General features: G+C 31.5%; 15 protein-coding genes. 12 read left to right on the forward strand and 3 right to left on the reverse strand.

Annotated features, from left to right (window positions below):
- Positions 1-150: 150 nt before the first annotated feature.
- The 9 genes from ACXHHC_RS10860 (at position 151) to ACXHHC_RS10900 (ending at position 9487) form a co-directional block, all read left to right on the forward strand.
- Entirely contained in the window at positions 151-1140 is a 990-nt protein-coding gene (locus tag ACXHHC_RS10860; RefSeq protein ID WP_458226402.1) for an AAA family ATPase, read from the forward strand.
- Positions 1141-1208: 68 nt separating this feature from the next.
- The gene (locus ACXHHC_RS10865) at positions 1209-2075 is read left to right on the forward strand and encodes a DUF58 domain-containing protein (RefSeq protein WP_458226403.1); all 867 of its coding nucleotides are present in this window, start codon (positions 1209-1211) and stop codon (positions 2073-2075) included.
- 28 nt (positions 2076-2103) lie between these two features.
- Positions 2104-3039 carry a hypothetical protein gene (locus ACXHHC_RS10870; protein ID WP_458226404.1) on the forward strand — a complete coding sequence of 312 codons (936 nt, stop codon included), beginning with the start codon at positions 2104-2106 and terminating at the stop codon, positions 3037-3039.
- Positions 3026-4024 (forward strand): vWA domain-containing protein, encoded by a 999-nt coding sequence (locus ACXHHC_RS10875; RefSeq protein WP_458226405.1) that lies wholly within the window; start codon positions 3026-3028, stop codon positions 4022-4024. Before ACXHHC_RS10870 ends, ACXHHC_RS10875 begins: the two co-directional genes overlap by 14 nt.
- A gap of 103 nt (positions 4025-4127) precedes the next feature.
- On the forward strand, positions 4128-5168 hold the full coding sequence (locus tag ACXHHC_RS10880; RefSeq protein WP_458226406.1) for a VWA domain-containing protein: 1041 nt from the start codon (positions 4128-4130) through the stop codon (positions 5166-5168).
- Positions 5152-6150: a tetratricopeptide repeat protein gene (locus ACXHHC_RS10885; protein ID WP_458226407.1), complete on the forward strand. Its 999-nt coding sequence runs from the start codon at positions 5152-5154 to the stop codon at positions 6148-6150. The genes ACXHHC_RS10880 and ACXHHC_RS10885 overlap by 17 nt, the downstream gene beginning before the upstream one ends.
- Positions 6134-8059 (forward strand): BatD family protein, encoded by a 1926-nt coding sequence (locus ACXHHC_RS10890; protein ID WP_458226408.1) that lies wholly within the window; start codon positions 6134-6136, stop codon positions 8057-8059. Before ACXHHC_RS10885 ends, ACXHHC_RS10890 begins: the two co-directional genes overlap by 17 nt.
- Positions 8060-8070: 11 nt before the next feature.
- A complete protein-coding gene (locus ACXHHC_RS10895; RefSeq protein WP_458226409.1) occupies positions 8071-8823 on the forward strand; it encodes a tetratricopeptide repeat protein in 753 nt (250 codons plus the stop codon).
- A 103-nt stretch (positions 8824-8926) separates the two neighbouring features.
- Complete coding sequence (locus ACXHHC_RS10900) at positions 8927-9487, forward strand: NUMOD4 domain-containing protein (RefSeq protein WP_458226410.1); 561 nt, start codon at positions 8927-8929, stop codon at positions 9485-9487.
- A 33-nt stretch (positions 9488-9520) separates the two neighbouring features.
- On the opposite strand, the gene ACXHHC_RS10905 is transcribed toward ACXHHC_RS10900, so the two are convergent.
- A complete protein-coding gene (locus ACXHHC_RS10905) occupies positions 9521-10366 on the reverse strand; it encodes a mechanosensitive ion channel family protein (RefSeq protein ID WP_458226411.1) in 846 nt (281 codons plus the stop codon).
- A gap of 119 nt (positions 10367-10485) precedes the next feature.
- Between ACXHHC_RS10905 and ACXHHC_RS10910 the strand changes: the two genes are divergently transcribed.
- Complete coding sequence (locus ACXHHC_RS10910; protein WP_458226412.1) at positions 10486-11388, forward strand: TIGR01777 family oxidoreductase; 903 nt, start codon at positions 10486-10488, stop codon at positions 11386-11388.
- Here ACXHHC_RS10910 and ACXHHC_RS10915 read toward each other — a convergent pair.
- A complete protein-coding gene (locus ACXHHC_RS10915) occupies positions 11385-12197 on the reverse strand; it encodes an NAD(P)-binding domain-containing protein (protein WP_458226413.1) in 813 nt (270 codons plus the stop codon). The two genes, ACXHHC_RS10910 and ACXHHC_RS10915, sit on opposite strands and share 4 nt — an antisense overlap.
- Positions 12178-12753, reverse strand: coding sequence for a CvpA family protein (locus tag ACXHHC_RS10920; protein WP_458226414.1), 576 nt, complete (start codon positions 12751-12753; stop codon positions 12178-12180). Before ACXHHC_RS10920 ends, ACXHHC_RS10915 begins: the two co-directional genes overlap by 20 nt.
- Before the next feature lie 79 nt (positions 12754-12832).
- Between ACXHHC_RS10920 and ACXHHC_RS10925 the strand changes: the two genes are divergently transcribed.
- Positions 12833-13174, forward strand: coding sequence for a hypothetical protein (locus ACXHHC_RS10925; protein WP_458226415.1), 342 nt, complete (start codon positions 12833-12835; stop codon positions 13172-13174).
- A 33-nt stretch (positions 13175-13207) separates the two neighbouring features.
- The gene (locus ACXHHC_RS10930) at positions 13208-14530 is read left to right on the forward strand and encodes a thioredoxin-like domain-containing protein (protein ID WP_458226416.1); all 1323 of its coding nucleotides are present in this window, start codon (positions 13208-13210) and stop codon (positions 14528-14530) included.
- Position 14531 lies beyond the last annotated feature (1 nt).

The following is a 14531-nucleotide window of genomic DNA, read 5'->3' on the forward strand; positions in this document are numbered from 1 at the left end:
TTAAGTTTTGCAAAAAATATAAAAAGAAAGCAATATCTCGATTCTTTTTATTTTAAAATACTGACAACTCTTCCTATTTCACATCAATATTGTAAATTGGTACGCAAATTGATAAAACACAACTGTAAAGCATAAAATCTTAGATAAACAATGGAAGTAGACATAAGAGCTATCAGCGAAAAAATAGAAAAGGAGAGTGCATTCGTGGATTTATTATCCATGGAAATGAACAAGGTAATTGTTGGTCAAAAGCACATGGTAGATCGTTTGTTGATTGGACTATTAGGGAACGGACATATTTTATTAGAAGGGGTTCCGGGACTGGCAAAAACTTTGGCAATTAATACATTAGCTAAAGCTGTAGATGGAGCGTTTAGTCGTATTCAGTTTACACCAGACTTATTACCAGCAGATGTAGTAGGTACCATGATTTATAACATGAAAGAAAATGACTTTTCTATAAAGAAGGGACCTATTTTCGCCAATTTTGTATTGGCAGATGAGATCAACCGTGCACCTGCTAAAGTACAATCGGCTTTATTAGAAGCAATGCAAGAACGTCAAATTACCATTGGCGATGAGACATTTAAATTAGACGAACCTTTCTTGGTAATGGCAACTCAGAATCCAGTAGATCAAGAAGGTACATATACGTTGCCAGAAGCACAAGTAGACCGTTTTATGTTAAAAGTAGTAATTGATTATCCTAAGTTAGAAGAGGAGCAATTGATTATGAGAGCCAATTTAAACGGATCTTTTGAAAAGGTAAATCCAGTAGTTTCTTTAACAGAGATTATAAATGCTCGTAAAGTGGTAAATGAAGTGTACATGGATGAGAAAATTGAGAAATACATTCTTGATTTAATTTTTGCCACTCGTTACCCAGAAAAATACGGATTAGAAAACTTAAAACCATTAATTTCTTTTGGAGCTTCTCCTCGTGGTAGTATTTCTTTAGCCAAAGCTGCAAAATGTCATGCGTTTATTAAACGTAGAGGATATGTTATTCCAGAAGATGTAAGAGCGGTAGTGTTAGATATTTTACGTCACAGAATTGGAATTACGTACGAAGCAGAAGCAGAAAACGTAACCTCTGAGGATATTGTGAACCAAATTGTAAATGTAGTAGAAGTACCTTAATGGCTCTAGGCTTTATGCCGTAAGCTTTAAGCTTATAGCCTACTGCCTATGGCTTACAGCCAAAAAATATGGATACCAAAGAAATCTTAAAAAAAGTTAGAAAGATAGAGATCAAGACACGTCGTTTGTCAGATCATGTCTTTTCGGGAGAATATCACAGTTCTTTTAAGGGTCGTGGTATGACTTTTAGTGAGGTAAAACAATATCAATTTGGTGATGACATCCGTAGTATAGATTGGAATGTAACGGCTCGTTACAACGAACCTTATGTTAAGGTTTTTGAAGAGGAACGAGAGTTAACCATGATGCTGGTGGTAGATATTAGTGGTTCTGGAAATTTTGGAACCAAAGAGCAATTTAAAAGAGAAACCCTTACAGAAATTGCTGCGACCATGGCTTTTTCTGCCATTCAGAACAACGATAAAGTAGGTTTACTATTGTTTTCTGATGAGGTGGAATTATACATTCCTCCAAAAAAAGGAAAAAGTCACGTACTACGTATCATACGCGAGTTGATAGAGTTTGAACCTAACAGTAAAAAAACAAATATAAATGGGGCTTTAAAATATTTGTCTAACGTAATAAGAAAGAAGGCCATTGTGTTTATTCTTTCAGATTTTATGGACGATGGATATGAGCAAACCCTAAAAATTGTTGCTAATAAGCACGATGTAACTGGAGTAAGAGTTTACGATCAGTACGACGAGAGTTTACCAAAAATAGGATTGGTTCCTATGGTAGATGCAGAGTCGGGACAAACGGTTTTGGTTAATACATCGTCTAGAAAAGTTAGAAATAAATACGAGCAGCAATTTGCGCATTGGAAGAATAATTTTCACACTGCTTTTCAAAAAAGTGGAGCAGGAGTTTTAAGTTGTAGAACCGAAGAAAATTATGCTAAAAAACTGTTGACGTATTTTAAACAAAGAGGATAATCAATTATAAATTTGGAATTTCAAATTGATGAAAAAATTTAGTTATATAATCACTTTCTTTTTTTGTTGGGTTATGGCAGGACAATCTAATCCTGAAATAAGCGTACAAGTAGATACCCCTAACATTAAAATAGGGGATCAGCTAACTTTTAGTATAGCTGCTCCAAAAGAAGCAAGTGTTACTTTTCCTAGCCTAGAGTTAGATGGTTTAGAGGTTGCAAAAGAATTAGATGAAGAAACCGTAAAAGATAAGGTAGTTAAAAAGTATTTAATCACTGGTTTTGATAGTGGAGCATTCTACATAAAAAAACAAGAGATTTTTATTGATGCCAAATCATATTTTACAGATTCTTTACTAATTAATGTTGGAATCATAAAGGTGGATACTTCTATGTTGAATCAGTATATCAACTTAAAAGAGGCAGAAAAGGACAAAGTTACCTTTGCAGAAATAAGATACAGATATGAAAACTACCTTTACATTGCTTTAGGAGTTTTAGCTTTTATTATTTTAATCTATTTCTTGTTTCGTAAAGAGAAAGAAGAAAAGCCTGTTATTATTCCTAAAATACCTCCATATATTACAGCTACAAAAGAGTTAAAAGAATTACAAACTAAAGAATTATGGCAAAATAATCAGGTTAAAGAGTACTATTCAGAATTAACAGACATTGTAAGAAAATACATAGGGGGAGAGCTTTCCATTCAAGCATTAGAAAATACTACAGACGAGTTAATATCTTTACTACAAGTAGAAAATAAAGAACAAGGATTAGGTTTAGAAAAAGAACTTGTAGAAAAATTAAAGGGATTGCTATCTCAAGCAGATTTTGTAAAGTTTGCCAAACAAAAACCTATAGAAAGTGATATTAGAGGACATGAATCAGATGCGAAACTAATTATCAATACGATTCATAAAATTGTAGAATCAAAAAAGAAACAGGAAGAAAATGAAGAGCAGTAATTTTGAATTTACAAATCCTGAATTTTTATGGGGCTTGCTAATTATACCATTGGTGGCGATATGGTTGTTTCTAAGTAAAAATAGAAATCAAGCCAAACTTTCTATTGCTACTACCAGAGCTATAAAAAGCAGTTCTTTTTTTACTGTAGTCTATCAATTCTTATGGGTTTTAAAATTAATTGCTTTAGGTTTTTTAATTGTGGCATTGGCCAGACCAAGAAATGTATCTGTTACTACTAAAAACAAAAAAAACAAAGGAATTGATATTGTAATGGCTACCGATGTTTCCGGATCTATGTTGGCAAGAGATTTAAAACCAAACAGGTTAGAAGCATTAAAAAAAGTAGCACAAGATTTTGTAGACAAACGTCCAAATGATCGAATTGGAGTGGTTTTATATGCCGGAGAAAGTTATACAAAAACACCTATTACGAGTGATAAATCTATTGTAAAAAGAACCATTGCTTCTATTGAGTATGGAGGTATAGAAGACGGTACTGCTATTGGTATGGGGTTAGGAGCTGCTGTTAATAGATTAAAGCAAAGCAAGGCAAAGAGTAAAGTGATTATTCTATTAACCGATGGTGTAAATAACTCAGGTTCTGTAGATCCAAAATTAGCTACAGAACTGGCTAAAGGAGTTGGTATAAAGGTGTATACTATTGGTATTGGTACCAATGGAATGGCAGAAATGCCTGTAAAAGATCGTTTTGGTAGAACCTTTTATCAACCTATAGAAGTGGAAATAGATGAAGATTTATTAAAACACATAGCTAGAGAAACAGGTGGACAATATTTTAGAGCAACTTCTAATACAAAACTAAAAACTATTTATGATGAAATAGACAAGTTAGAAAAAACAGTAGTAGAAGAATTTAAATATTACAATTACCAAGAATTGTATAGAAACCTAGTTTTAATTGCACTTGGTTTGTTAGTACTAGAATATGTTTTAAAAAATACCTTATTTAAAAGTTTTATATAAATAGAATGAGTTAAAAAGTTACAAGTTCGAAGGTTAACGGGGGTATTGTCGTTGATACATAAACTTTGGAAACATTCAACTTTAAAACTTTAGAAACGAGATTATGAACAGATTAGAAGAACCTATATACTTTTATGTGTTAGCAATAGTACCATTATTGCTAGTTATTTTGCTGTATAAATTTTGGTGGCAAAAAAGGACTCAGAAAGCTTTTTCTGATAGTAATTTGTTAGAAAAATTAGCACCAGATTATTCAGTATACAAAACCTCTATTAAGTGGTTTTTCTTGGTATTAGCCATTAGTAGTTTTGTAGTTGCTTTGGTAAATCCTAAAATAGGAATAAAGTTAGAGACTGTTAAAAGAGAAGGTGTAGATATTGTATTTGCTTTAGATGTTTCTAAGAGTATGCTGTCAGAAGATATTGCTCCTAATAGATTGGAAAAAGCAAAACAGATTATTTCTAGAACTGTAGACCGGTTAGGAAGCGATAGGATTGGAATTATAATTTATGCAGGAAATTCGTATCCTTTATTGCCAATTACAACAGACCATGCTGCGGCAAAATTATTTTTAAGAAATGCTGCACCAGATATGGTTTCTAGTCAGGGAACAGCTATAAACGAGGCACTTGGATCTGCAAAGAATTACTACAATAATGAGGAACAAACCAATAAATATTTAGTGATTTTATCTGATGGAGAAGACCATGAAGAGAATACAATTGAAAAAGCCAAAGAATTGGCTGCTGAAGGAGTAAAAGTAATTACTGTAGGAATTGGAACCGAAAAAGGGGGGGTAATTCCAAATATGGTAAATGGTTATAAAAAAGGACTTAAGAAAGATAGAAATGGAGAAGTTGTAATTACACAAAGACATGTACAAGTTTTGCAAGAAGTTGCTGCAAGTTGTAATGGTTTTTATGTAGATGGGAACAAAACAAATACTTCTGTAGAAAAAATAGTAGAGGTACTTTCTAAAGCCAAAAAAACAGAATTTGAAACCAAACAATTTTCAGATTACAAAAGCCAATTTCAATGGTTTATAGGTTTGGGGATTTTTTGGTTGCTTTTAGACGTTTTTGTTTTTGAAAAGAAAACGAAATGGGTAAAGAATATAAATTTATTTAATGAAAATCAGGAATAAGATGAAATATACATTGTTGATGATTTTTATGATGATCACTGGATTTACCTTTAGCCAAGGGTTATCTAAGGAAAGATTTTTTAAGGCAAAAGAATTTTTGCGAGAAGGGAATACAGCTTACAAGAAGGAAAAGTATGATGAAGCTTTAATCGCCTATCAAAAGAGTATGGCTCAAAATGGTAATTACTATAAAGGTGCTTATAATTTGGGAAATACTTTTTTTAAACAAAAAAAGTATTCAGAAGCAGAGAAATTTTATAAGCAAGCAAATAGATTAGCAGAAACAGAAGCAGAAAAAGCAAAATCTTTTGAATTATTAGGAGATGCATTAAAACAACAAAAGAAATATGATGAAGCTTTGGATGCTTATAAACAGTCTTTATTAAAAAATCCTAAAGACGATATCCTACGTCAAAAATACATAGCTGCAAAACAAGAAAAGAAAAAGCAAGAGGAACAGCAACAAAAGAATAAAGATAAAAACAAGGATCAAAAGGATTCTAACGACGATAAGGATAAAGAAGAAAAAGATAAAAAGGATAACAAAGACGAGGATAAGAAAGGGGATGAAAAGGACCCTAATGGTGATAAGAGTAAAGAGGATAAAGACGGAGATAAAAAAAATAAGGATAAGAAAGGAGACAATAAGGAGCAAGAGAAGGATCCTAATGGTGATAAGCGTAAAGATGATAACAAAGAAGGAGATAAAAAAAATAAAGATAAAAAAGGGGATAATAAGGAGGAAGAAAAAGATCCTAATGGTGATAAGCGTAAAGATGACAAAGACGGAGATAAAAAAGATAAGGATGGAAAGAATAATGAGGAATCTGGAAATGAACCAAACTCCCAACCTTCTAAGTTATCTAAACAGCAAATAGAACAATTGCTAGAGAATATGAGTAATGAAGAGCAAAAAACACAAAAGAAAGTAAATGCTCAGAAAGTTAAAGCAAAAGGCAATAAAAATGAAAAGGACTGGTAAAATAGTATTTAGTACAAAGTATATACTACAAAGTATTCAGTACTTAGTTAGCAGTATACAGTATAAAGTTGAAAACACTCAAAACAGAAATAAAAATTTAAAAAGTTTAATATTTAAGACTAATTACCTAGTACTCTTTACTTTATTCATTGCCACTGCAAATTATGCTCAAGACGTTCAGCTTATCGCCAAGGTAAGTAAGAAAACGTTAGCAGAGAATCAAAGATTGCGTATTTCTTATGAAATTAACAATCAAGAAGCAGATGATTTTTCGTTGCCTAATTTTAAAAACTTTGAGGTTATTCAAGGACCAATGCAGTCTATAAGCAGTTCTAATATAATAACAAATGGTAGTATTAAATCTGTTTACAAAAAGACGTATACTTATTTTTTAAAACCTAAGAGAAAAGGGGTATTTATTATACCTCCTGCTAGTATTTCATATAGAGGAGATATAATAAAGTCTAATGCTATGACTATAAAAGTTGTGGATGCACAAGATTTACCTAAAGATCCAAATGACCCAAATTATTTAGCCAATCAAAATTTAAAAATGGTTATTTCGGTATCTAATAATAATCCATATGTTGGAGAACCTGTTTATGTAGAATATAGACTTTATGTTAATGTTAATCAGATAGTTGTGAGTAATTATAATCCATATGTACCTGCTAAATTTGAAGGTTTTTGGAGTCAAAACATAAAAGTGGATGTAGAGAGACCAGAGGTAAAAGAAGGGAAATTAAATGGAGAAATTTGGAAATATGTAGTTTTGAATAAAACTCTATTAATACCTCAAAGAGAAGGAGTATTAAAAATAAATCCATCCTCTACAGAGGTTATGGCTGGAGTTCCAACAGGTAAATTAGATTTCTTCCGAAATATTGTAACTAGAAACATTAAGGTAGAAGTAGCTTCCACAGAAAAAAAGATAAACGTTAAACCTTTACCGTTAGAAGGTAAACCACTAGATTTTTCTGGTGCAGTTGGAGATTATAATTACAGTGTAACCACCAGTAGAGATGTATTTAAAGCAAATGAATCTGCACAGGTTAAAGTAAAAGTATCGGGTAGGGGGAACATAAAATTGTTTGAGATTCCAACCATTACCACTCCTAAAGAACTAGAAGTATACGATCCCGAAAGAAAAGAGAGAGTAAGCACAGCTACATCGGGATTAAAAGGAAGTATAGAAAATGCATACACGGTAGTACCACAGTATAAAGGAAAATTTATAATTCCTAAAACTTCATTTTCTTATTTCAACCCAGAAGATGAAAAATACCATACCATAACATCAGACGAAATTGTATTAAATGTAACCCAAGGAAAAGAGTTAACTACGGGTACATCATCAGACTATAGCAATGGTAATGATATTATTAAACAATCGGTTAGAAAATCTGGAGAAGATTTTAGATACATACAGACGTTTACAGTATTAAAAGCTATAGAGAAGAAAGATTTCTTTAAGTCAACCTTATTTTATGTACTGTTATTATTGCCTGTAGTTGTAATTCCTTTAGGTTTATTTGCTTCTAAAAAACAAAGAGAATTAAGTAAAGATATTAAGAGAAATAAGCTTAAGAAAGCCGATAAATTGGCTAGAAAGTATTTAGCTAGTGCCAAAAAAGAATTGGGGAATAAGGAAACTTTTTATAGTTCTTTAGAAAAAGCATTACACAACTATTTAAAGGCTAAACTAAGCGTTGAAACTACAGATATAAGTAAGGAGAGGATAGAAGAGTTATTATTGAATAAAAACGTTTCTAATGAGGTTGTAAAACAATTTTTAGATGTATTTGCAGCTTGTGAGTTTGCCAGATATGCTCCTTCTTCTGATGAAAGAATGAAAGAAGATTTTGATAAAGCCAAAAAGGCGATCACTTTAATTGATAAAAACTTATAAAACCAGCAAAGATGAAAAATTTACTATTTGGAATTTTAGTGTTGACCATCAGTTTTGTGAGTGCTCAAGATTCACAAAACAAATTTGAAACGGGAAATCAGTTTTATCAACAAGAAGAGTATAACAAAGCCATTGCAGCGTATAACAATGTTTTAGAACAAGGTTTAGCATCTTCAGAATTGTATTTTAATTTGGGGAATTCGTATTATAAAAGCAATCAAATGGCAAATGCTATTTACTATTTTGAAAAATCTTTACAGTTAGATCCTGCAAATAAAGATGCTGCTGTAAATTTAGCCTATGCCAATCGTAGTATTATAGATAGTATTAAGGAAGTACCTAAATCTGCTTTCGAAAAATTTAACGATAGTGTATTGTCTATTTTATCATATGACAATTGGTCTAAGGTAGCAGTAACGCTTTCGTTGATTGCTGGAGTATTGTGGTTGATTTTCTTTTTTAGTACGCAACCAGTCGTTAAGAAGCTATATTTTACGGTTTCTCTGTTTTTAACAGTTGTTTGTTTTATAAGTTTAGGGATAACCGTACAGCAATACCAAAGAGTTGGAAATACAGTTTATGCGATTATTTTTTCGGAAGAAATTTCTATTAAAAACGAGCCTAAAGATGGTGCTTCAGAAGTTTTTGTTTTACACGAAGGAACCAAAGTAAAAGTATTAGATGAGGTTGGTGAATGGCAAAAAATAAAAATATCTGATGGTCAAATTGGGTGGATTGACAAAAAATACATTAAAAAATTGTAATTTTGTATTGATTATGAGTTTTTTAACTTGTAGTTAGAAGAGTTTTATACGAATTCTTTTATTTTGCTATGATTAAGATTTAATGGTTTAAATCTTAATTATTATGAGTCACGGTTATAGAAATGAAGAATGGAAAGAGATTGTATTTGACGAGGTAATTGCTAAATCTGAGAAATACAAAATATCTAATTACGGTAGGGTTTTAAAATGTAAAGGTGATAAGGAAATAATTCTTAAGTATCACCATATAAATGGGTATACATCCATCCCTTTAACGCAAGAAATTAATGGTAAAAGAACCAGTAGGTATGTTCACAAACTGGTAGCAGAACACTTTTTAGAAAAAAAGGAAGAGGATCAATATGTAATTCACTTAGATTATGACAAGAAGAACAACCATGTAGATAATTTAAAGTGGGCTACTAAGAGAGAAAAAGAATTGCATCAATACGCAAACGAAGAATATTTAAAGTCTAAACCTAAGAGAACTTACGCTAAGCTTACGGAGGGAAGAGTAAAAATTATAAAAAGAAAATTAGCAGATCCAAATAATAAAACGAGGCTTAAAATGATTGCCAAGCAATTTGGTGTTTCGGACATGCAAATTCATCGTATTAAAACAGGTGAAAATTGGGGTTCTGTAACCATAGATGATGACGAATAAAAAAAGTCCCGCATATTTGCGGGACTTTTTACTTTATATATTCTTTGTTGAGCTGTTTTTGTGAACATGTACATCCATTTGTGGATAAGGAATATTAATTCCAGCTTTGTTAAACTCGTTATAAACAGCAGCATTTGTATCAAAATAAACTCCCCAGTAGTCCGCAGCATTTACCCAAACTCTTACTGCAAAGTTTACTGAACTATCTGCCAAAGCAGAAACTTCTACAAATGGTTCTGCAGGGTCGTTAATAACTCTAGCGTCATTCTTTAAGATGTTAAGTAAAACTTCTTTAGCTTGTTCTATACTATCACCATAACCAATTCCAAAAGTAAAGTCTACTCTTCTTGTTGATTCTGTAGAATAATTTACCATAGATGAAGTAGATAAACCTCCATTAGGAATAATAATAGTCTTGTTATCTGGAGTTTTTAAAATAGTATTAAAAATCTGAATTTCTTTTACACCTCCAGTATAACCTTGTGCTTCTATTACATCTCCTACTTTAAAAGGCTTAAAGATTAAAATCATTACACCACCAGCAAAGTTTTGTAATGTACCAGAAAGTGCCATACCCACAGCCAAACCAGCAGCTCCTAAAATAGCTATAAACGAAGTCATTTCTACTCCTAATGTAGAAAGAACAGTAATTACTAATACAGCCTTTAAAATAGCTCCAACTAAGCTTTTTAAGAAAGGTTGTAAAGATTCATCAGTTTTACTTTTATCAAGCATTTTAGCAAACCCTTTGTTTAAAAGCCCAATTATAAAACCTCCAATAATCCAAACAAGAATAGCAGAGATTAATTTTAACCCATATTGAGTTATGTATTCTGAACCTTTAGCGGTTGCAGTTTCTAAAATGTTGTTAAAATCCATAGTATGTTAAATTTATGTTAGCGCTCAAATATAACCATTTTAAATAGTACTAACATTTAACATTTTTTTAGAAAGAGGATAGCTTTTCCGTAGCTTTATATCATAATAAAATATTAAAAATGAAAGTTTTAATTACAGGAGGAACAGGTTTGATAGGTAGTAATTTGCAAGAAAGCTTACTTGCACAGGGTTTCCAAGTGCTAATTATGTCTAGAACGGAAAGAAAATCGGATAGGGAAGGACTTTCATTTGCTGTTTGGAATGTAGAAAAAGGTGAATTAGATACAGAAGCGGTTTGTTCTGTGGATCATATTATACATTTAGCAGGAGCGAATGTTGCAGAAAAGCGATGGACTACAAAGCAAAAACAACGTATTATAGACAGCCGTGTAAAAACTGCAGCATTGCTTTTTAAAACTCTAAAAGAAAACAATCACCAGGTAAAAAGTTTTATTTCTGCATCGGGAATTAGTTACTATGGTACTGTTACTACATCTAAAACTTTTGAGGAGTCTGATGGTCTAGGAGAAGATTTTTTAGCGAAAGTATGCGATGTTTGGGAGAAAGCAGCATTACAATTTAGTTCATTAGGAATAAGAACTGTGTGTTTAAGAACCGGTGTTGTTTTTGCAAAAGAAGGTTCTGCATTGCAAAAGATGGCTCAACCTATAAAAATGGGAATAGGAGCACCAGTAGGTTCTGGTAAACAAATTATGCCTATTATTCATATAGATGATATGGTAAATATGTATGTAGCAGCTGTTAAAAGCCACCATTGGGATGGTATTTACAATGCCGTAGCTGTAAACGATACCAATAAGAAAGTTACTGCTAGGATAGCAGCCGTTTTAAACAAATCTCTTTGGTTTCCAAATGTTCCAGCATTTATGCTAAAATTAATTTTTGGAGAAATGGCTATTATTTTACTAGAAGGAAGTCCTATTAGTAATAAAAAAGCAAAAGAAATAGGATTTACATTTCGTTACAATACACTAGAAGAAATTCTAGACACTACGTTTTAGTTTTTAAAAACAGATAAGGCTTCAATTAAATCAGGGTATTTAAAAGTATAGTCTAACTCATCTATTAATTTTTGGTTAGATATTACCTTAAACGATTTTAATTCCTCTTTAAACGTAGCAGGTTTTTTGCCTACCATCTCCGTTGCCTTTTTATAATAGTTGGCTTTGGTAGGATGAGTACTTGCTGCTGCATTAAAAGTAGTATTCCACTTTTCCTTGTCTACAATAGCTTTAATAATTTCAATGCAATCTTCTAAGTGAATTAAGTTGACTTTAGACAATGCATTTTCTACAATTCTATCTTCTTTAAAAAAGTTTCCTGGGTTTCGAGTTCCCCCAATTAATCCAGCAAAACGTATCACAGTAGTATCAAAGTTAGGATTGTTTTGGAACAACTTTTCTAAGGCAATCAAATCCTTTTTTGCAGAATTAATTTTAAAAGGTTCTTTTTCTGTTACTTCATCATTAATATCAGCGTATACAGATGTAGAACTTATAAAAATAACATGTTTAACAGTAGAAATTTCAATAGCTTCTACTAGTTTTTGATAGCTTTTTATAAAAGATCTCTGTTTTCTGTAGGGAACATTAATCAACAAAATATCAGACTGTAAAAAATGTTCTAAATTTCCCTCTATATCTTCATCAACCATTAAAACATAAGGCTGAATGTCTTTATTTAATAGCGTTTCGCATTTTTCAACTGTAGTAGTACTTCCCTTAACGGTAAAGCCACTATTTACTAAAGATTCGGCCAAAGGTAAACCTAGCCAACCACATCCTAATATGCTAAATACTTTGTTCTTCATTAAATTCTCTTTCTTGATCCTCTTTTTCCTGTTTTTCTCTTTGTTCTTGTTCTAAAAACTTTAAATCTTCTAATTTATCTAGAATTTTAGGGAAAACTACGTTCGCTAAGTTTTTAGTGGGTTCGTATAGAATAGAAGCTTCTTTTTGTTCTTTACTAATAATAGGAAGTATAAAATTTACTCTTTCTAACCAACCTAATAGAACACCCAAAAGTAATCCTAATTTAAGCACTCCAAAAAGACCTCCTAACAGTTTATTTAAGAAGCCCAAAGAAACCATTTTTGCTAACTTGGTAAATAGTTTTCCTATTAAGGAAATACCTAGTATTATTATAATTAATGTACCAAAAAATGCAATTAGAGAATTGTATTTATGATCCATTTGAAAATGTTCTGCCAATATTTCTTTTAAGAAGTACGAAAAATGAATGGCTCCATAGATACCTAAAACCAATGACAATAAAGAGGCTAATTCATCAAAAAAACCTTTTGAAAAACCTTTAATTAATCCATAAACAAGAATTGCTCCAATAACAATGTCTACAATATATTCCATAGAATAATTTTGGGTCAAATATACAGCTTTATAAAGTTTAGCCTTAATGAGTTCTTTATATTTGTCTTAAAAAAGTAAGATGGTTAATGACGAGCAATTAAAATTGCGTTGGAATGAAATTGTAAAGCAATTATCTGATCAGTTTGCAGATGGAGACAGACTGGATGTTGATTCGATTGTATATTTAATAGGTGTTCAGGAATTAGGGCAGGGGTATAGAGAGTTTAAAAAAGACGAAAAAATAAATTTAATGCATATTGCTATATGCAAATTATTAGAGCCTTATGGTTACTACGAATTCGATTTTTTTGATGATGATGGTTGGCCACATTATAAAACCTTAGATACCTTACCAAACTTAAAACCTGGTGAACAAAGTTTGTTGATGAAAGAAGCCATTGTAAAGTATTTTGACGACTAATTTTTTGGAATGTTATTTGTAATTAAAAAGAGCATGAAAAGATATATATTTCTACTTTTTGTAGCTGTGCAAAGTTTGCAAGCTCAGAATACTGTAACAGGAGTTTTTATAGATTCTCTTCACGGTATTAATGATATCGCACTTTATCGATTTGAAAAAGGAGAGAGAAGATATGTAAAGTATGTAAGAGCCGAAAAAGATACTTTTCGTATTCCTATGGATAGCTTACAGTCTGGATATTACAGAGTTCGTTACATAAATAAAAAAACAGGACGAGTAGATTTTATTTACAACAAAGAGAATGTAGAATTTACGGTACATAGTAAAATAGGGCAGGAGTCTGTAAGTTTTTTAGCTTCTAGAGAAAATCAGTTGATGGATTCTTATATCTACAATATGCAATCTATTCAACAGAAATTAGATTCTGTTCAAATGGCTTACTTTAAGAATCCTAAATCTGATATTACAAAGTATCAAGAAATTCAAGGAAAAATAGAAGGAGCTCAAAAGTATTACGAAGAGTTGGCAAAGAACGATTATTGTTTGGGAGTTATTAAAGCCTCTAAAAGATACAATGCTCCTATACCATTTGCTTTACCAAGCGATTATATAGAAAGCACCATTAACCACTATTTCGATTTTATAGATTTTTCGGATCAGAGAATTATAGACTTTACTTTTCTAGAGAAAAAGGTTTTAGAGTATGTGTTTAAACTGCATCAGTCTAGTAATGTTGGAGTAGAGAATAAGTTGTTGGTAAAAGCAATAGACAATGTGTTGTCTCATGCTACAAATGATACATTAAAGGAATATGTTCTAAAGACAATTATTAAAAAATTAGTAGAGGAGGAGAACAATGAAATATTGCAAAAAACATTGGCCTTATATAAAGCTTTACCAAGGAGAACACAGGATATTGGCTTTGTAATAGAAACTGAAGAAGTTGCAAGAGTTATTCTTGGTGTAATAGCTCCTAATATTCAAATTAACAAAGACAAAACATTGTACGATTTAAATACGAGTAACCAATACTTAGTTATTTTTTGGAGTAGTACATGTTCTCATTGTTTAAAATCTTTGCCCAAAGTAAAAAAGATAATAGAGGATGCCAACAAACAAAACTTAACGGTGTTGGCTGTAGGACTTGAAAAAGAAAAGGACAAGGCTAAATGGGTAGCGCAGTCAAAGAAATTTTCTAACTGGACACACACTATTTCCTTAGGAAAATGGAAGAGTAAAGCAGCAAAAGAGTACAGTATAAACTCCACACCATCTTATTTTCTTTTAAATTCTGAGAAGCGAATTATTGCCAAACCAGACGATGTAAAAGAATTAAAAATGATATTGGAAAAGTAGT

It is taken from the genome of Wenyingzhuangia sp. IMCC45574, assembly GCF_054182685.1.

Coding starts and splice junctions, on each gene's coding strand:
- ACXHHC_RS10860 (WP_458226402.1), top strand. CDS start 151: ATGGAAGTAGACATAAGAGCTATCAGCGAAAAAATAGAAAAGGAGAGT.
- ACXHHC_RS10865 (WP_458226403.1), top strand. CDS start 1,209: ATGGATACCAAAGAAATCTTAAAAAAAGTTAGAAAGATAGAGATCAAG.
- ACXHHC_RS10870 (WP_458226404.1), top strand. CDS start 2,104: ATGAAAAAATTTAGTTATATAATCACTTTCTTTTTTTGTTGGGTTATG.
- ACXHHC_RS10875 (WP_458226405.1), top strand. CDS start 3,026: ATGAAGAGCAGTAATTTTGAATTTACAAATCCTGAATTTTTATGGGGC.
- ACXHHC_RS10880 (WP_458226406.1), top strand. CDS start 4,128: ATGAACAGATTAGAAGAACCTATATACTTTTATGTGTTAGCAATAGTA.
- ACXHHC_RS10885 (WP_458226407.1), top strand. CDS start 5,152: ATGAAAATCAGGAATAAGATGAAATATACATTGTTGATGATTTTTATG.
- ACXHHC_RS10890 (WP_458226408.1), top strand. CDS start 6,134: ATGAAAAGGACTGGTAAAATAGTATTTAGTACAAAGTATATACTACAA.
- ACXHHC_RS10895 (WP_458226409.1), top strand. CDS start 8,071: ATGAAAAATTTACTATTTGGAATTTTAGTGTTGACCATCAGTTTTGTG.
- ACXHHC_RS10900 (WP_458226410.1), top strand. CDS start 8,927: ATGAGTCACGGTTATAGAAATGAAGAATGGAAAGAGATTGTATTTGAC.
- ACXHHC_RS10905 (WP_458226411.1), bottom strand. CDS start 10,366: ATGGATTTTAACAACATTTTAGAAACTGCAACCGCTAAAGGTTCAGAA.
- ACXHHC_RS10910 (WP_458226412.1), top strand. CDS start 10,486: ATGAAAGTTTTAATTACAGGAGGAACAGGTTTGATAGGTAGTAATTTG.
- ACXHHC_RS10915 (WP_458226413.1), bottom strand. CDS start 12,197: ATGAAGAACAAAGTATTTAGCATATTAGGATGTGGTTGGCTAGGTTTA.
- ACXHHC_RS10920 (WP_458226414.1), bottom strand. CDS start 12,753: ATGGAATATATTGTAGACATTGTTATTGGAGCAATTCTTGTTTATGGA.
- ACXHHC_RS10925 (WP_458226415.1), top strand. CDS start 12,833: ATGGTTAATGACGAGCAATTAAAATTGCGTTGGAATGAAATTGTAAAG.
- ACXHHC_RS10930 (WP_458226416.1), top strand. CDS start 13,208: ATGAAAAGATATATATTTCTACTTTTTGTAGCTGTGCAAAGTTTGCAA.